Annotated in this window: 21 protein-coding genes; 2 read left to right on the top strand and 19 right to left on the bottom strand. The window is 70.6% G+C overall.

Annotation, left to right across the window (positions count from 1 at the left end; genetic code table 11):
- Positions 1 to 49 precede the first annotated feature (49 nt).
- The 18 genes from AB0M76_RS18195 to AB0M76_RS18110 all read right to left on the bottom strand — a co-directional run bounded on the left by AB0M76_RS18195 (position 50) and on the right by AB0M76_RS18110 (position 13,124).
- On the bottom strand, positions 50 to 712 hold the full coding sequence (locus AB0M76_RS18195; protein ID WP_365953773.1) for a 3'-5' exonuclease: 663 nt from the start codon (positions 710 to 712) through the stop codon (positions 50 to 52).
- Positions 713 to 803: 91 nt separating this feature from the next.
- On the bottom strand, positions 804 to 1,697 hold the full coding sequence (locus AB0M76_RS18190; protein ID WP_365953772.1) for a phosphoribosylaminoimidazolesuccinocarboxamide synthase: 894 nt from the start codon (positions 1,695 to 1,697) through the stop codon (positions 804 to 806).
- Between the two features lie 71 nt (positions 1,698 to 1,768).
- On the bottom strand, positions 1,769 to 2,443 hold the full coding sequence (locus AB0M76_RS18185) for an HAD family phosphatase (RefSeq protein WP_365953771.1): 675 nt from the start codon (positions 2,441 to 2,443) through the stop codon (positions 1,769 to 1,771).
- Positions 2,440 to 3,213: a thymidylate kinase gene (locus tag AB0M76_RS18180; protein WP_365953770.1), complete on the bottom strand. Its 774-nt coding sequence runs from the start codon at positions 3,211 to 3,213 to the stop codon at positions 2,440 to 2,442. Before AB0M76_RS18180 ends, AB0M76_RS18185 begins: the two co-directional genes overlap by 4 nt.
- A gap of 25 nt (positions 3,214 to 3,238) precedes the next feature.
- Positions 3,239 to 3,895 carry a 3'-5' exonuclease gene (locus AB0M76_RS18175; protein WP_365953769.1) on the bottom strand — a complete coding sequence of 219 codons (657 nt, stop codon included), beginning with the start codon at positions 3,893 to 3,895 and terminating at the stop codon, positions 3,239 to 3,241.
- Positions 3,883 to 4,995, bottom strand: a complete 1,113-nt coding sequence (locus AB0M76_RS18170; RefSeq protein WP_365953768.1) for an aminotransferase class I/II-fold pyridoxal phosphate-dependent enzyme — start codon at positions 4,993 to 4,995, stop codon at positions 3,883 to 3,885. Before AB0M76_RS18170 ends, AB0M76_RS18175 begins: the two co-directional genes overlap by 13 nt.
- Positions 4,992 to 6,029, bottom strand: a complete 1,038-nt coding sequence (locus AB0M76_RS18165; protein ID WP_365953767.1) for a radical SAM protein — start codon at positions 6,027 to 6,029, stop codon at positions 4,992 to 4,994. The genes AB0M76_RS18170 and AB0M76_RS18165 overlap by 4 nt, the downstream gene beginning before the upstream one ends.
- Positions 6,019 to 6,678 (bottom strand): thymidylate kinase, encoded by a 660-nt coding sequence (locus AB0M76_RS18160; RefSeq protein ID WP_365953766.1) that lies wholly within the window; start codon positions 6,676 to 6,678, stop codon positions 6,019 to 6,021. Before AB0M76_RS18160 ends, AB0M76_RS18165 begins: the two co-directional genes overlap by 11 nt.
- 86 nt (positions 6,679 to 6,764) lie before the next feature.
- Complete coding sequence (locus AB0M76_RS18155; RefSeq protein ID WP_365953765.1) at positions 6,765 to 7,262, bottom strand: phosphoribosyltransferase family protein; 498 nt, start codon at positions 7,260 to 7,262, stop codon at positions 6,765 to 6,767.
- Entirely contained in the window at positions 7,246 to 7,977 is a 732-nt protein-coding gene (locus AB0M76_RS18150) for a 7-carboxy-7-deazaguanine synthase QueE (RefSeq protein ID WP_365953764.1), read from the bottom strand. The genes AB0M76_RS18155 and AB0M76_RS18150 overlap by 17 nt, the downstream gene beginning before the upstream one ends.
- Positions 7,974 to 8,735: a 6-carboxytetrahydropterin synthase gene (locus tag AB0M76_RS18145; protein ID WP_365953763.1), complete on the bottom strand. Its 762-nt coding sequence runs from the start codon at positions 8,733 to 8,735 to the stop codon at positions 7,974 to 7,976. The genes AB0M76_RS18150 and AB0M76_RS18145 overlap by 4 nt, the downstream gene beginning before the upstream one ends.
- A gap of 93 nt (positions 8,736 to 8,828) precedes the next feature.
- Complete coding sequence (locus AB0M76_RS18140) at positions 8,829 to 9,518, bottom strand: hypothetical protein (RefSeq protein WP_365953762.1); 690 nt, start codon at positions 9,516 to 9,518, stop codon at positions 8,829 to 8,831.
- A gap of 60 nt (positions 9,519 to 9,578) precedes the next feature.
- A complete protein-coding gene (locus tag AB0M76_RS18135; protein ID WP_365953761.1) occupies positions 9,579 to 10,655 on the bottom strand; it encodes a hypothetical protein in 1,077 nt (358 codons plus the stop codon).
- Between the two features lie 104 nt (positions 10,656 to 10,759).
- Entirely contained in the window at positions 10,760 to 11,323 is a 564-nt protein-coding gene (locus AB0M76_RS18130; protein WP_365953760.1) for a hypothetical protein, read from the bottom strand.
- On the bottom strand, positions 11,320 to 11,874 hold the full coding sequence (locus AB0M76_RS18125) for a DUF6624 domain-containing protein (protein WP_365953759.1): 555 nt from the start codon (positions 11,872 to 11,874) through the stop codon (positions 11,320 to 11,322). The genes AB0M76_RS18130 and AB0M76_RS18125 overlap by 4 nt, the downstream gene beginning before the upstream one ends.
- Positions 11,871 to 12,071, bottom strand: a complete 201-nt coding sequence (locus AB0M76_RS18120; RefSeq protein WP_365953758.1) for a DUF5999 family protein — start codon at positions 12,069 to 12,071, stop codon at positions 11,871 to 11,873. Before AB0M76_RS18120 ends, AB0M76_RS18125 begins: the two co-directional genes overlap by 4 nt.
- Positions 12,072 to 12,120: 49 nt before the next feature.
- Entirely contained in the window at positions 12,121 to 12,543 is a 423-nt protein-coding gene (locus tag AB0M76_RS18115) for a hypothetical protein (protein WP_365953757.1), read from the bottom strand.
- Between the two features lie 62 nt (positions 12,544 to 12,605).
- Positions 12,606 to 13,124 carry a hypothetical protein gene (locus tag AB0M76_RS18110; RefSeq protein ID WP_365953756.1) on the bottom strand — a complete coding sequence of 173 codons (519 nt, stop codon included), beginning with the start codon at positions 13,122 to 13,124 and terminating at the stop codon, positions 12,606 to 12,608.
- 215 nt (positions 13,125 to 13,339) lie between these two features.
- On the opposite strand from AB0M76_RS18110, the gene AB0M76_RS18105 reads away from it, so the two are divergent.
- The gene (locus AB0M76_RS18105) at positions 13,340 to 14,722 is read left to right on the top strand and encodes a Tat pathway signal protein (RefSeq protein ID WP_365953755.1); all 1,383 of its coding nucleotides are present in this window, start codon (positions 13,340 to 13,342) and stop codon (positions 14,720 to 14,722) included.
- A gap of 63 nt (positions 14,723 to 14,785) precedes the next feature.
- On the top strand, positions 14,786 to 15,277 hold the full coding sequence (locus tag AB0M76_RS18100) for a TrmO family methyltransferase (protein WP_365953754.1): 492 nt from the start codon (positions 14,786 to 14,788) through the stop codon (positions 15,275 to 15,277).
- A gap of 134 nt (positions 15,278 to 15,411) precedes the next feature.
- Here AB0M76_RS18100 and AB0M76_RS18095 read toward each other — a convergent pair whose 3' ends face one another.
- Positions 15,412 to 16,209 carry a TauD/TfdA family dioxygenase gene (locus AB0M76_RS18095; RefSeq protein ID WP_365953753.1) on the bottom strand — a complete coding sequence of 266 codons (798 nt, stop codon included), beginning with the start codon at positions 16,207 to 16,209 and terminating at the stop codon, positions 15,412 to 15,414.
- Positions 16,210 to 16,287: the final 78 nt, after the last annotated feature.

Here is a 16,287-nt window from a genome sequence, read left to right as displayed (position 1 = left end):
AGGCTGTCCTTTCTCGGATTGGCTGGTGGGGGCGTTGCTCGCCGGGCGGCTAGACGTCGAAGAGGCCGGTTTGGAGCGGCTTGTTGGCCCTGGCCGTGCGCCCTGCGGTCTTCACCAGCGCCGCGAGGTCGCTGAAATCACCGCTCTGGTCTGCCGCGCTGATGAGCTTGCGGAAGAGCTGCGCTGTGACGTCCACGTCGGCGGGTGCCCGGTGGCGGTCGGGCGGCTGGGGGATGGCGAAGTGGGCGAGGAGGGTGTCGAGGCGGTAGTTGAGCAGGCCGGGGACGAGGTACTTGGCCAGCGGGATCGTGTCGAGGAGGTCGGTGCGGGCCAGGGCCGGGCAGTGGGCCGCCTGGTGGTGGATGACATTGGCCTCAGTGGCCGCGTGCTGCGCCACCAGCAGGTACGGGGTGCCGGCAGTGAGGCGTCGGTCCAGGGCTCCCAGGGCTTCCGCCGGGGTGGGAGCCTCGGCGAGCTGCTCGGAGGTCAGGCCGGTCTGGGCTGTGTCCGCCGGGGTCACGGGGGCGAAGGCGGGCGGCCGGATCAGGGAGGTGGTGCGGCCGGTCTCCTTCCAGGCACCCTCCTGGTAGCGCAGCGCGAGCGCGGCGACCTCGATGGGCTGGGCGGGGTAGCCGGTGGGTGTGGTCGTCTCGAAGTCGATAACCACGAACGTCGTCGCGGCGAACGCCGGGTCCTGCGTTAAGCCGCCCATGTCTCCGCCGTCCTCGTCGTGGTCCCGTCAGACTGCTCTCGGGCGCGGCTGCCGTGGGGCTCGTCCGCGCCACGTCCGCTGTGGAGTGTGGTCACCGGCTGATGGTGTCGGCGACGGCCTGGGTGGCCGCCGACAGGTCCGGGGCGCTGCGCCCGTGCTGTCCCGTCCAGGTCTCGCTTAGCGACCGGTACAGGTCCGACATCACCGGCAGGAACGCGGGCGGAAGCGGTACGGGCCGGGGCCACTGGTCGCGGGGGACGCCTTCGGCGATGAGCTTGCCGGTCGGGATCTCGTGCCCTTGGGAGACGTACCAGTCCCGCAGAGCCTGCTTGCCGCAGTGCACCCCGTTGAACATCAGCCGGCTCTCATCCGGAGTCCCGGGGCTGTCGGCGAGCACGAGCTTTCCGTCGCCAGCCACCAGGAACTCGAATTTGCCGTCGCAGTGGCTCAGTCCCACGGAGCGTGCTTGCGCGGTTAGTACGTTGTTGGCCTTCTCGGTGATCTCGCGCATCGCCCGGAACTCGTTGTCGCCGAGGCCGGAGAGGGTCTGGGCCTCGGCAGGGGTCGTGAACCGGTTGACGGCTTCGAGCGTGGTCGCGTACTCGATGACCGGCTGTTCCAGCTGCTCGCCGACCGCGGGGATCGCTCGCAGGCCTATTTCCGCCAGGGTCAGCGTGCCGGCCGCGAGTCGGCGGTGGACGGAGCTGCCCGGCGGGAGCTCGTTGCGGAAGAGGACCTGCAGGGGCAGCAGGTAGCTGCCCGCCTCGGGAGTGGGCGGCCCAGGAGCCGGATCGGGGAGGCGCGCGAGGGTGAACTCGAGCCGGTTCGTACCGAGGGCCCGGCGGAAGTGGGTCCGTACCCCGGCCTCTTCCAGCAGCTGGAAGTTGAAGACGGCCATTTTGCACGTCGCTTCGCCCTTGCCGGGGATCTGGTCCGGCATCCGGCCGTAGTGGAAGACGGTGTAGTGGTCCGTGTACTCGAACACGCCGACCCCCTCCTTAGCGGCCGTGGGGGCTTGGAGAACTTCAAGGTTCTTGGTGGAGTGCAGGACGGGCATCACACACTTCCCTTCGGCTGGGGTACGTCGTCGGTGAGGGCCAGATGGCCGCCGACCACTGTGATCACGCGCATGCCGGCGGCCCGGGCGGAGGCAATGCCTTCGGGAGCGTCGTCCACCGCGAGGCAGCTATCTGGCGAGGTGCTCAGTCGGCGGGCTGCCTCCGTGAACAGCGCGGGGTGCGGCTTCCCCTGGCTGACGTCCTCCCGTGTCACCACGGCCGCGAACTCCTCCCGCAGGCTCAGGGCGTCGAGGCCGGGGTCGACGAGGATTCGGCTGGCGTTAGATGCGATGGCGCACGGCAGACCGGCGCGGCGGGCGCTGCGGAGTAGGGCGAGGACGCACGCGATGGGCTCGATGGTGTGCATGGAGGCCAGCAGGTTGGCGCGGCTGCGCTGGATGACCTCGGTGTGGGGCAGTGCCTGTCCGCCGGGGAGGGCGGTCAGGAGGTCGTGGATGGACAGCCCGACGTGCTGTCCGTACCAGTGGGCGTCCAGGTCGATGCCGTAGGGCTGGAGGGCGGCGCGCAGTGCCTGCTCGTTGCCGGGGGCCGTGTCGGCGAGGGTGCCGTCGTAGTCGAGGATCAGGGCTCTGAACCCGATCGGGATCGCGGGGACGCAGACCTCGCCGGGGGTGGGGCCGGAGCAGGCCGGGAGCCGGACGGTGTCGCTCATGTCCGCTCCTGCTCGGGGTGCTGGCCGCAGCACACGCACGGTGCACCGGGTCCCTGCCAGGGTTCGGTCATGCAGGTCAGGCCGTGGCCGGCGGCCAGGATCCATGCCCGTATCTGCTCGGCGGCCTCGTACTCGTCCAGATGGCGGCGGTCCAGGATCCGGTATCGGTCCGGATCGGTGGCGGCGAGGCGTTCGAAGAGGAGGCAGGCGTCGCGCATGAACCCGGCCTGCTCGCTGGTGAAGACGCGGTCATCACGCCGCTGCGCGCGGGCTGCGGCCTGGCCGGCGTCGTCGGTGACGAGGATCGTGAGGTCCGGGAGCGGACGGTAGGAAGAGGCGAGGTCCAGGAGGGCACCGGCCGTCTCCAGGGCGGTGTCCGGGTCGTCGGGATGCAACTGCAGGGCCTGGCACACGGCCGTGCTGTCAACGCTGCGCCCCTCGATGACGGCACGCCCGGCCGATAGGTCGGGAAGGACGGTGTCCAGGTCGTGGCGCTTGATGGCCATGAGGATCAGGGCTTCGGTCAGGGGCAGACCGCCGCGCAGGAACGGGTCCCCGCCTCCGGCGTCGCGCAGGGTCCGGAGGAGGGCTTCACCGATCCCCAGACGCCCATTCGCCCGCTGGGAGAACTCGTCGAGCAGGAGCGGCTGCTGGTCGAGGGTCTCGACGGCCCGGTTGGTGAGGTATGTCTTGCCGACACCGTTAAGCCCCTCTGCGGAGATCAGCGGCCCCCGGGTACAAGGCCGGGACGTGGTGGTGAGGCTGGTCATGTGGCCCTCTCGTGTGCCGGACGGATCAGAACAGGCCGTTCTGGACGGGCTCGTTGGCCTTCGCGCGGCGCCCGGCCATGGCCATGAGCGTGTGCAGACTGTTAAGGGCTCCGGTCGTGTCCGCCTGGGCGATCAGGCGGCCGAAGACGTCCGCGGTGACCTTGACGTCGGCCATGGCCCGATGGCGGTCCGGAGGTCGGGGGATCTCGTAGTGGCACAGGAGCGTGTCGAGCCGGTAGTTCTCCATGTCCGGCAGGAGCTGCTTGGCGAGGGGGATCGTGTCGAGGAGGCCGGTGGCGGCCAGCACTGGGCAGTCGGCTCGGCGGTGGTAGATCAGGTTGCCCTCGGTGCTGGCGTGATGGGCTACCAGCACGTACGGCCCCCACCTCAGGCATTCGTCGAGCCTGGCCATGGCCTCGGCGGGGTCGGGTGCGTCGGCGAGCATTGCTTCGGTGATGCCGGTCTGCCGGGTGTCGAGCGCGGTGAGCGGGGCGAACGGGGGCGGTTTCATCAGCGACTCGTACGCCCAGTTCTCCCTCCAGCGGCCGGCGCCCGTGTAGGTGAGGGCGAGGGCGGCCACTTCGATCGGCTGCGGGGGGTGCCCGGCGAGCGTGGTTCCCTCGAAGTCGATGACGACGAAGGTCATCTCCCGCAGGGCGGGATCGTCGCTCAGGGCTCCCACGTGGCGGCCTCCTTGGTGATGATCGCGGCGTACCGGTCGATCACGGCCTCGTCGTCCCCTTGGTCCAGGACGACCGCGAGCGTCCGGTCGAGGATGAGGGCGGCACCCGGGCACGGCGGGTGGTCCCTCACGGTGAACGCGGGACGGGTGTCGCAGGGCACGAGACGGAAGCTGCCGGTGGAGGACGGCACCCCCTGCTCGGCGAGGTGCTCGGCGAATGCCCGCGGCTGCGGCAGGTTCAGGTGGAGGAGCGGCGCGTAGTGGTTCCACTGCTCCCCGCGCGCGGGCTGCAGGACGCGGAGGCCAGGGGCGCCGTCCAGGAACCGCACCAGTCGCTCGGCCTGCGCACGGCGCCGCTCCAGCAGGGCGGGAAGCCTGCGCAGGTTGGCCAGGCCGATCGCGGCCAGGGGCTCGGCGAGGCGGGCGTTGGTGGCCAGTTGGGCCTGGGGCCGGCTGCCCGGCGGGGGCTGCAGCCAGTGCCCGCGATACGCACGGGCGTGCTCGGCGAGCGTGCCGTCGCCGGTGAGGATGAAGCCGCCCTCACCGCTCCACAGGACTTTGCCGTCCTTGGTGCTGAAGCAGCCCGCGCTTCCGACGGTGCCGGCCCGGTAGCCGTCGCGGGAGCTCCCGACCGCCTGCGCGGCATCCTCGATCACGGCCAGGTCGTGACCGAGCGCGAACATCCGCAGCCGGGCGGGGTCGCCCATCCGCCCCCACAGGTGCACGGCGATGACTGCCTTCGTCCGGGCCGTGGTCTTGCGGGCGGCGTCCTCGTAGTCGATGTCCAGGGTGTCCGGGTCGCTGTCCACGAAGACGGGCCGCGCGCCCAGGGCGACGATCGGCGACACCGTCATGATCACGGTCAGTGCCGGTACGAGGACCTCGTCACCGGGACCGATCCCGAGAGCGGCCAGCGCCGTGTGCACGGCCGCCGTTCCGGAGGACACGGCCACGGCGTGAGCGGCGGCGAATGTCTCGGCGAGTTCCTCCTCGTACGCGCCAGCACGGGCCGCGCCGACCGGGTCGGGCATCGCGGACAGCGCGATCGTGGTTTCCCGGAGCAGCGGTGTGAGGCTGTCGGGCAGCGGCAACAGTGTCACGATGCCGCCTCCGAGGTCAGCAGACGGGGCATGTCCAGAACGAGAGGCCACATGTTCACGCAGTCCCGGCTGAACAGGGAGCAGTCGGTGCAGGCCGGCCGGTCGGCGAAGAGAACACGGGCGTCACCACCCGAGATGGTGCGGTGCCGCTCGGGCGGGGTGGCGTCGATCCGCCGGTCGGAGGGGCAGTCCCACAGCGACCCGTCCGGCTGGGCGAAGAACAGTCGCGCACCGCCGAAGCAGTCCCGCACCCGTCCGCTGTCCTGTGTGGAGATCGCGGCGGCGAACCGCAGCAGCGAGGAGGCATCGGGCACAGCCAGGCCTTGGGGTTCCGCGTGGAGCTGGGCCAGTTCCCGTGCGACGGCGGGCACGTCGTCGCTGGTGTGGGCGAGCTCGTTGAACAGCTTGTGGTCGGGGGCCAGCGAGATCGGCTGGGGCACGTAGTAGTCGATGCCGAGTTCGGCGCCGAAGCGGGCCATGTCCGTGATCTCGTGCGGGGCCGGGCGCATCACCACCGTGTAGAGGCCGACCCGCGGTGCGGGCCCGGCGTCTCGGGCCTGGAGCAGGGCCCGGATGCCGGCCACGACATCGCGGTGGCCGGTCTTACCGGAGCGTGAGGGCCTGCGCAGGTCGTTGGTGTCCGGGTCTGCGCTGTCCAGGGACACCGACACCCCGTCGACCTTCAGCTCGACGAGGCGTTCGGCGACGCCGGGGCGGGTGAGTGGGATCCCGTTGGTCGCGATGACGACCTCGCAACCCGCCTCCTTGATCACCTGGATCAGGTCGAGGGCGCCGGGCCAGTCCAGCGGTTCGCCGCCCGCGATGACGACCCGCCCGACCGGCGAGCCGTCCAGCGTCCGGGCGAAGTCCATCAGCGCGCTTGCGCTCAGGTCGTTGCGCGAGATGTGCGACAGGACACCGAGCTGGTTGGGCGGGCTGACCCTGTGCTCTTCGACGGTGCCGAAGTAGCAGTACGTGCAGGCCAGCGCGCACCGGGAGCGCAAGGCCCAGAGGAGGGTGACGTCACGGCGCATGGACGGCCTCCCGCGTACGGAGCAGGTTCTGGACGGTCTGCGTCAGCGCCTGGGCGGTCTCCTCGCGGCTGTACCCGGTCACGTCCAGGATGGTGAACCGCTCCGGGTGGGCGCCCGCGAGATCGAGGTAGAGGGCCTCCGCGTGAGCGAACATCTGCTGGTCCAAGGCGGAGAACACGCGCTCCGCCCGTGCCGCGAACCGGGCGGTGCACAGGCGCCGGTCGCCGGTCAGCAGGATGGTCGCATCTGGGAGAGGCCGCCACCGGGCCGTCGTCGTCAAGATGCGCTCCGCGAGCGCCAGCATGTCGGTGCCTGGGTATTGGGCTGCCAGGATCACGGCCTGGTACACGGCCGTGGTGTCCACGCCCCGGTCCTCCAAGACGACGTCCACCCCGGCGAGGTCGCCAGCGGTCAGCTGCTCGAACTCACGGACCTTCAGTGCGAGCAGGGCCAGAGTCTCGGCGACGGGGTGCCCGGTGCGCAGGAAGACGTCACCGTCCGCGCTGAGCGCGGCGACCACCTGTCCGGGCAGGGTGTCGCCGGCCTTGTCGGTCACCTCGTCCAGACGCAGACACCGCGGCCCCAGCGCGGCGGCGGTGCCCACAACGGCGTCGGTCTTGCCGACACCGTTGATGCCTTCGACACTCACCCACGTCGCCTTGGCAGTCTCCGCTCGGCGGGGTGGAGGAACAGGGGCCGTCATTGCGGCCGGGCCAGGTGTTCGGACAGCGTTCATTACTTTCCCTCCCAGGGGAAGACGACCCAGCCGCGGATCAGCGTCCCGATGTAGGTCACGACGGCCGCCGGCGGCAGGCCGCCCGTCCAGTTGTCCTCGTTGACGACGCACACCGCGCTCCGTACTCGGTTTGCCCCGGCCTCAGTGACCAGCCGCACGGCGGCGGCCAGGGTGTCCCCACTGCCCGCGACGTCATCGACGAGCAGGACATCCAGGCCGGACAGGTCCCCGAGGCCGGCCACGTCCAGGGCCGCGGGCTGCGCACCCTTGGGAGCGTGGGGGGAGTCGTCGAGGGTGTGGGTGACGGTGATCGCGCGGAAGTCGCGCACACCGAGGAGATGGGAGAGCCACACCGCCGGCGTGCCCCCGCCCCGTAATACGGTGACGATGGCCTGGGGCAGACCGTCGCGCTCGACTCCGTCGGCGATCCTGCGGACCTGGCCCTCGATGTCGGCCCAATCCATGCACGTGACGGGCAGGTCAACGGCCACGTTCATCCCCCCACAGCAGGCAGTGCAGGCGGCTGCTCAGGTTCCAGCCGCGCTCGATGGCGACGTCGGCGAGCTCCCGCATCCCGGCGAGCACGGATTCCGCTGAGGTGGCCTGCGGCATGACCCACACCGGGGCCAGGCCGTGCTCTTCCTGCAGCGCCGCGAGCTCGGCCGCGTCCTGGGGACCGTCGAGGACAAACTTGAAGACGGCCTTGCCACTCGCCTGGAACGCAGCGAGGACCTCGGGCCTGATCCGCCGGTCCGTGGACATGCCCATATGCGCGAGCTTCGGGGAGACCACGTACAGGCTGATGTACGGGTCCAGTTCGGGAGAGGGCGCGATCGTTCCGTTCGTCTCGATCTCCACCCGGCGCCCGGCCGCCGTGACCGCGGCGGCCAGCCGGGCGAGCTGCTCCTGCTGAAGAAGCGGCTCCCCTCCGGTCACGATGAGGAGCTGCACGTCGTGTTCGAGGACCTGCTGCACCACGCCGTCGACCGGGACGACCCTGGTCTCTTCGCCGCGAACGTAGTTCTTCCAGTCCCACGAGTACTTTGTGTCGCAGGTGTTGCAGGCCAGGTTGCAGTCAGCGAGCCGGACGAACATCGCGCGCTGCCCGGCCGAGGGGCCTTCGCCCTGCAGCGTAGGTCCGAAGACCTCGCACAGGACCAGGGCCTCGGCGCGGCGCACAAGCGGGAGTTGGAGGGCCGTGATGCTGGTCATCGAAGGGCTCCTTCGAATTCGGCCCAACTGCTCTCGGTCTCGGAGACACGGACCCGCATGGTCCGGCCGTTGCCGGGGGTGATGGTCCGGTCCTCCAGCCAGCGGGCGAAGTACTCGGCCAGGTGCTCGCAGGTCGGGTTGACCTGCAGCACGTCGTTGAGGACCTGGCCGTGGAACGAGCCGGTGACGTGGTGAGCCAGGATCCTGGGCATGTTCGCGGGCCGCGGGTATGCGGCTCCCTCGGCCGGGATCGTGACGAGATACGAGTGCCCGTGCAGACGGGAGCACTGGTGCTCGGCGGCCAGCCCCTCCAGACGGTGCGTCGCGTCGAAGGCGGCTGAGGCGGCGAACGCGGGAGGGATCGGCCGGCCGGTACGCACCCGCACCTCCACCAGCGCTGCTGCTGCCGCGGCGGGAAGATGAAGGCGTGCCCAGTCCGCCAGGTGCAGGGCCAGCCCCTTGTTGCTTACGTCGGGCACCTGCTCGTTGAGGAGCCGGTGGTCGAAGGCGGCCGCGATGTACTGGCGCAGCGGAGCGAGTTCGCCGAAGTCGACGACGAAGCCCTCCGTGCTCAGGGTGCTGGAGGAGAGCACGGCCTCGGCCGTGAACGACCGTCCGTCGTGTCGGTCGCCGACCCGTCGGGTGGCTTCGAACCTGAAGGCCTTGCCGATGCGCCACTGCGCGTCACTCGCCCCCGACCCGGACAGGGCGGAGCCCGTGACTGGCAGAGGATCGGCGACGGCGCTCTGCGGCGTCACAGCGCCAGGTCCGTCCGGGGGTGGTACCTCGATGTGCACGAGAGGGAGTCCTTCCTTGAGGCTGCGGCACGGCCATGAGGGGTGAGTCGGTGGTCAGGCGGGCGGAATGGTCATGTGGGCCGGGCGTCTACGCCAGCAGGGCTCGCGCGCACAGGGGCTGGCTGGTGACGCCGGTCGCCGGCGTGTGTCGGCCGGCTCGCGGGCGATGGCCGTGCTGGTGATGGGAGCCAGGAGGCCGTTGGCGTGGCCCGACCCGACGGCGCGGTTCCAGTACTCGTGAGGTCCGAGGCCAGCTTCCTCGCGTAGCCGCTTGGTCGCCGCGGCCACATCCGCGGGGGTCCTGCCCAGGCATTCCGCATGCGCACCGGTCGGGACGCCGGCCACGACGAGCGGCAGGATCAGCCGTGGGAGCTCGCCCAGGGCCAGACGGCCCGCAGGCGGCGGAACCAGCGCTCGCACCGTGAAGGCGTAGTCCAGCAGCGTGAGGAGCTGGGTGCGAACCGTGGCGGAGCCGGAGCCCATGCACGTGCCGAAAGCCCGCCCATAGGCGTTGGCCAGGTGGAGGGAGGCCGCCTGACGCTTGATGTTGAGGATCTTGGCGGCGTCGGGGATCGTCCGGCCTTCGCTGATCAAGCGAATGACGTTTAACTCGGCATTCGTGAACCGGACTGCAGAGCGGCCTGCGTAGGGCCCACCCGCCGCTTCGGGGTCCACCGCGTCAGTCGCGGCGGCAGCCGAGGAGCACATGGCGGTGCCCGCGGACGGCGGTACGTGTTCGGACATGAGCGGTCGATTCCTTTCTGGTCAGGGCCGCCGGTACACCGGGCGGTCCGGGGCGGGTCTTCAGTCGCGAGTGAAGGTCAGGAAGACGCGGAGGGCAGCAGCCAGCCGGGCGGTGTGCCACATCCCAAGCAGGCTTGTGTCCGGGAGCGGCGCATGGACCGCCTCCTGGAGGAGGAGCACGGCGTGCCGGCCACGGTCCGGAGGCCCGACAGTGTCCTCGGTGCGGTCCGCCAGCAGCTCGACGGCCATCTCCCGCAGGCCCTCGCACCGTGCTGTGACTTCCTCGGGAGGCAAGAAGCGGCGGTGGCGCCATGCGTTGTGGGCTTCGCGCATCGCGAGGCGGAGCACCTCTGGCGCGGGACACCTCCCGCCCTGGGCAGGAGGGAGCTCCGAGAGGTACTCGGGCCGGGCGAGCAGATGAGCCGAGGGCAGGACCAGGGCGGGCCGACCCCGTCTCCGGGCAATCCACCCGTCGTGCTCCAGGAGCCACAGGGCCTCGGTGACCAGCTTCACGTCGGAGACGGTGTAGTCGCCGAGCTCCGCGGCGCCCGGAAGGCTGGATTCGGGCGGGTAGAGCCCGAACGCCATCTGGTCGAGCAGCCGGTCGGCGAGGTGGCGAGCCCGGCCGGGCCGCTCGTCACGGGACCCGCAGACCATGGTTCGGTGATGAGAGAAGGTCAGCACGCCCGCTGCTGAAAGGTCCGCAAAGGCCAGCGGCACCAGATCGGCGGGCACACCGAGGTCACGGGCCGTCGCCTCCCTGCTCAGCAGCATCCCCGGCGCGTACCGGCGGCTCGCGACGTGCGAGGCGATCCGTACGGCGATCTCCGCGACCGGCGGGCAGGGCGGGGTGCTGTTCTGCAGGGCACTGAGCAGGGCGTGAACGGCACGGGCGGCCGCACGGATCTGCACCACCGTGGTCAGGTCGGCCTGGGTCTGGTTGGCAGCGGTGGTGAGGCCGGCCCATCGGCAGGTGTCGCTGGTCGATCCGGCGGCGGCCTCGGCCCTTTCGAGGGCTAGGGGCATCCAGAGGGACACCGCCGAGCGGATCCACGCCGCGTACCCGGCGGCATGCGTCTCGATCATCAGAGCACCCCGGTGCGCCAGATCCAGGGCCCGGCGGATGTCGAAGCTCAAACCCTCGGGCGTGGCACCACCGCCGGGGGGCGCAAGGGGTTGAGTAAAGCTGGTTGTGGCGGGCAACGGAACCGGAACACGGGGGCTGTAGACCGCGGGGAGGGTCATCGTGCACACGGGACTTCTTCCGGGACGGGGGAGTGGTGGGGCGCGGGGCGCTCGCGGAGGTAGAGGCCGGGCCCGTGGGGGCCGCGCGGCCGGTACTGAAGGAGACCGGACCAGATCAACGGGCGTGCTGCGCGTCGCACTTGCGCCGTCTCGACCCCAGCGTCCAGGGCGATCAGTCCGTGGGGCATGACCTGCCCGGGGCGGTAGGCCAAGGCGGTCTCCTGGATCAGGATGGTGATGTCCAGATCGTCGGGGTGCGGCTCCCCCGGGGGAACGACGACCAGCGAACGCCCGCCGAAGGCAAGGTCACCGCGCTGTTCGAGGACGCCGAGTGCGGCCGCGGCCAGCGATTCCGATAGACCGAGGCGGGAGCCGAGAACCCGGGCCGTCTGCGCCCTCGACGCCCCGCGCAGCCCCGCCGCCGGGGTGCTGCGCAGGTGGCGGCGTAACGCGAGGACGGCCACTGCTAGACGCCTCAGCCGGGCCGGGGAGTCCTTGGAGACACGCTCTCGGCGTCCACCAGACCTGCTGGCCGGACGAGCGAGGTCGGTGCTGCTCACGGTCGGCCCCGTCCTGCTGCGTCAGGTCCCGCGCCGCGTGCGAGGTAGTCGGCGGTCTGCTTGGCCAGGGGCACAAGTCCGATGTCGGCCCGCAGGCGCTCTGCGACTGCGACGTCCCTGATCTGGTACGGGCGCAGGGTGCGGGGGTTGACCTGGGTCCCGTAGGTCTGGGGCACGGACATCGCGACCGCGCAGGCGTCGACGACGTGGGCGAAGAGCTGCTCCGGGAGCTCGCCGCTGTCGACGGCCGGCTTCATCAAGTTGCGGCACTGGAGCAGGAAGGCCGTCTCCTGACCGGCCAGCAGGATCCGGACGGCGTAGACGGCGGCCTCGTCGCCCACCACCCCGGCCGTCGGCCACCCGTGAGCGGACACGATCTCCTTGAGGCGGCCGGTATTTGTCTGCCGGACTTGGTGCAGCTCCTTCTTCCGATGGTTCGAAGGGATATTCCAGGCGACCAGCTGAGCGCGGCGCTCAGCGCGCCCCATCTCCGTCAGTTGCTGCGCGACTGCGGCCATGGGGGCCGTGCCGGTGGTGGTCGGGGCGGTCATGCGGCACCGGCCAGGGTGGGGAGCGGGCGGTGGGGGGCGATGATCTGCCCGTCCGGCAGCAGGGCACCGGTGTCGTCGAAGATCAACAATCCGTTGCACCGGACACCCCACCCCTGGGAGACGGCCTGGGCCACGAGCTGGGCCTGGTCCCGGTCCGGGGAGTCGGCGTCCGGGCAGCGGGGGTTGTGCTGGCACATGAGAAGTCCTTGGCGTCGAAGGGGCACGACAGGGTCTGGTGGGCGGTAGCTAGGGGGTGTCGCCGGCGAGATCGAAGATCGTTTCTGCGGAGGCGGCGAGGAGGCGCAGGTAGCCCAGTGGGGTTCGGGCTGCCTCGGGGTCGCGGATCAGTCGTTGGGCGCGCAGGAGGGCGTCGTCCATCGCGGTCTCCTCCGCCTGCCCCGCCTGCCCCGCCTCCACCGCCTTCAGGTGGATTGCCAGCAGCCGCTGTGCGCAGCCGACGAGCCTGCGCAGAACCTCTTGGAGCTCCGCGATGAGCACTGGAACCTCGTGGGCGGTAGGAGTCGAAGGCCCCGCGACCAGGTCAAGTGCGTCCCATGTACGGGCGGCCTCCGACAAGGCGGTCAGGTCCCGGGCGCCCTTTAGGCCGTTCATGATGAGGACGAGGACGTCCTCCGGTGGACTCGGACGTGCAAGGGTGGAGACGGACACGACGACTCCTCGCAGAAGCGGACGGGGACTGTTCGGGCCCGCACGGGCGGCGAATGAACCAGCTAGCCGGCGAGTGCGGTGGCCATGGCCGTTCGAAGGAGCGGCATGAGGTCGATGCCGTCGCTCATCGCGACGGGCCTCGGCTCGGTGAGTGTCCAGGGCCAGGTGTCCCACCGCGATCCACCGGAAGGCGGGAGGGCTATGCGGCCACCCGGACCGGATTCCACCCGAACACCTGCCACCCCGACCAGCGAGGCAGCAGTTCCCGGCGCGACGAGCAGCACCTTCTCGCCGCTTCCGTACGCGAGCGAGGGAATGGCGGGAAGGCTCTGGCCGCGGCGATCAACGAGTACGAGGAGGTCCGAGCCCAGGGCGGCGGGCACGATCACCGCATCGAAGGCGGAGCATGTCGTGTGCACATCTAGGCCGGGGGACTCCCGCAGTAGCGAGACCGCGCGGTGCGCGGAGACGATGCCGCTCCCCACGATCAGGGGCCAGGCCAACACGTCGCCGTACGCGGACACAAGGCCAGCGACGTCCCGGCTGACCGGCGGCCATCGAGGGACCTGAAGCGGTGTCATCACGGCTCCTCACGGGGAAACGGACGGCGGACGGGCCGCGGTTCGCGGCATGCACCCTGGTGGCTGAAGGTGTCCGGATTCCAGCGCCCAAAGGGGAGTTGGGTCTTACGGTGGTTGCAGAAAGCAAACCGTGCACCGGGCGCTTCGGGCAGACCCCTCCGCCGGGCAACCCCATCAAACCCATCAAAGATCACTCCGGGGAGAAGGAGCGCACCATGGCCCGTGAACGGAACACGCTGCTGGCCTCGGTGATCTCGGAATCCGGATGGTCGCAGTCGCAGTTGGCCGCCTCCGTCACCCGGGTTGCAGTCGAGGCCGGAGCCAGCGACCTTGCCGCCGTGCGGCAGCCACACGTCGCGATGTGGGTCGGCGGCACAAGGCCCGAGCCTCGAGCGGCGTCTATCTTGTGCGAGACGCTCTCGCGCCGTCTCGGACGCGTCGTCACCCCGGCGCACATCGGGCTCGCCCCGCCCGCCGGATCCGACGACGCCCGGCTGGCCTGGGACATCGACACGGCCACCGCACTGGCAGACTTCGGGGACAGCATGACGATGAACCGGCGCACCGCGCTCTCCTCCACCGCGTACTCGGCGGCCGGAGCAGCCCTGCCCCCGCCCGCCTGGTGGGAGCGGACCCGCGACAGCGCCCGCACCCGGACACCCCGAACCCGCCTGATGGTCACCGCCGGCCACGTAGCCGCCATACAGGATGCGGGACGCTTCTACTCCGGCCAGGACCAACGCCTCGGCGGCGGCGCCGGACGCACCGCCCTCGCGGCCTACCTGCGCACGGACGTCGCGGCCTACCTCGCCAGCCGCTTTCCCTCTGAGGAAGTACGCCGCGACCTGTTCACTGCGGCCGCCGAGCTTGTCTACCTCGCCGGATGGACCAGCTTCGACACCAGCGAACACGCAGTAGCGCAGAAACAGTTCGGCGTCGCGCTGCGCCTTGCCGCCGAAGCTGACGAACCCGCCCTGGCCGGACACATCCTTCGCGCCGCAGCCCACCAGGCCGTCGACCTTCACCATCCCCGCCGGGCGCTGGAACTCGCCGAGGGATCCATGGCCGAGCGCCGCTACAAACTCGCCACCCCCCGCGAGCGCGCCCTGCTGGGCGTGGTCCACGCGCGGGCCCTGGCAATCAGCGGTCAGAAAAGGGAAGCGCTCGCAGCCCTGACCCGCGCGAGCACCAACTTGGCCGCCGCGGATCCCGGCGTGGAAGAACCCGCCCGAGTCAGCTTCTTCTCGGAGGCGTCCCTGGCCCATGAGAGCGCCTGCACCCTTCGGGACCTCGGCGACCTCAAAGGCGCCGAAGTCGCCTTCCGGCAAAGCGTCCGCACCCGCGCCCTCCCCTACGCGAGAACACACGCGGTCACTCTCGGATACCTCGGGCAGGTCCAGGCCGGACAGGGTCACCTCGACGCCGCCTGCGAAACCTGGAACCGGGCTCTGGATGCCATGGCCGGCATCCGCTCCGGCCGTACCCGCGACACCGTGGTCCAGATGCGCCGCTCCCTGTCCCCGATCAAGGGCAGGGGCGGAAGCGCCGCCGCCGATCTCGACCAGCGGGCCCGCGATTTCCTCGCCCACGTAGTCTGAGCGGGCCATCAGGGTGCCAAGCCGCAGGAGCCGCGCTCCGGCCGGACCGATCAGGGGGACCTCGTGTCCGAGCAGACCTTCACCTACACGCCCGTCGCCACCGTGATCGGCGGCCACGCCACACCCCTGGACGACTACCAGGGCGGCACCAAGGCCATCATCCGGCTCAACGCGGACTTTCCCGAAGAAGTCCTGCAAGGGATCGAAGCGTTCTCGCACCTGACGGTCACGTGGCCCTTCACCCACGCTTCGCCCAGTGATGTGGAGCTGCACGCCCGCAGCCCCCGGGGGAACCCGCGCTGGCCCGCGACCGGGACCTTCGTCCATCGCAACCATCGACGGCCAGCGCAGATGGCCTTGTCGTTCCCCCGCCTGCTGGGCGTCGACGGCTTGGACCTGCACGTCACCGACCTCGACGCTGTCGACGGCACACCGGTGCTCGACCTCGCGCCCTACTTCCCGCAGATGGGCCCGCGTGGCCTCGTGACCGTTCCAGCCTGGCCTGGCGAGATGCTTGCGCACTACTGGGACAACCACACCGACCGCCCTTTGTGAGGGCATGCTGGCTGCCCCGCCCCTCGGCTCCGCGGACAGAAGGCCGCTTGGGGTGCGGGAACACTCCTGGTAGACGTGTGGGTGGCTACCGATCCTCTTGCTGATGAGGGATCGGTGTGGGCCCTGCAACGGTGTCACGGCGCCGCACTTCCGTCCGCTGTCGGCGCTGCGGCCTCCGGCCGCAAGGCTGTTCGGGGGAAGCCGGGCAGCATCGGGAAGCGGGGGCTTCCCAGGGCGCGCAGGCAGATCCGGTCTCCGCCGAAGGCGGTACGCGCATGGAGCCACCGTGAGTTGTCGATCAGGTATCCCTGGCCCGCTTCGAGCATGAGACGTTGCTGTACCGCGCCGATGGCCTCTCGGAGCTGGGGGAGGTATCCGCTGACGAGGGGGCTGAACGCAGCCAGCGAGTCCTGGCGCAGCCGGATGGCGGCTCTTCGGCCGGGATGCTGGGTGAAGACCTGGGACGGGTGGCCGCCACCGTCGCCGTAGAAGGCGGTGTTCGGGAGGGCAAAGGCCTCCAGGGCGGCCGGAAAATGATCGGCGAGGTAGTCGTGGACGGCCTGGCCGTCGGACAGGAGTACCTCGCCGCCTCTGGCCGCGGGGCGCTGGCAGACCAGGAGCATCAGCCGGGGAGGGCACGGCTCGCTGGAGCGTTCCGTGTGGGGAAGGAGTTCACCATTGCCCAGCCCCCCGAATCCAGGCTGCAGGGAGCGGCGCCCGATGTCCTGGATCGTGGTGAGCCCGTCCGAGTCGCTGTCCCGGTGCGCCTCCACCCGCATCACGGCCTGGGCGAAGGCGAGTACGGCAGTACGGGTGCGCAGGCCCTCGACGGTCGCCAGTCCCTGGGCCTGCAGCTGAGCCGTTATGCCACGGGGCTGCTTCGGCAGCTTTCCCGTCGTGGGGTGGGTCTCGAACAGGCCGAGTGTTGGCATCAACGTGCTCCTCACGTGGTGGGCGGTGAAACGAGGGTCCGGACCGGAGGCGGGGCGCGTAAAGCGACAGACTGTCGA

Origin of the sequence: Streptomyces sp. NPDC051364 (assembly GCF_040682115.1) — a bacterium.
Classification (GTDB): Bacteria; Actinomycetota; Actinomycetes; order Streptomycetales; family Streptomycetaceae; genus Streptomyces.
This window is presented reverse-complemented; position numbering and strand designations above follow the sequence as displayed.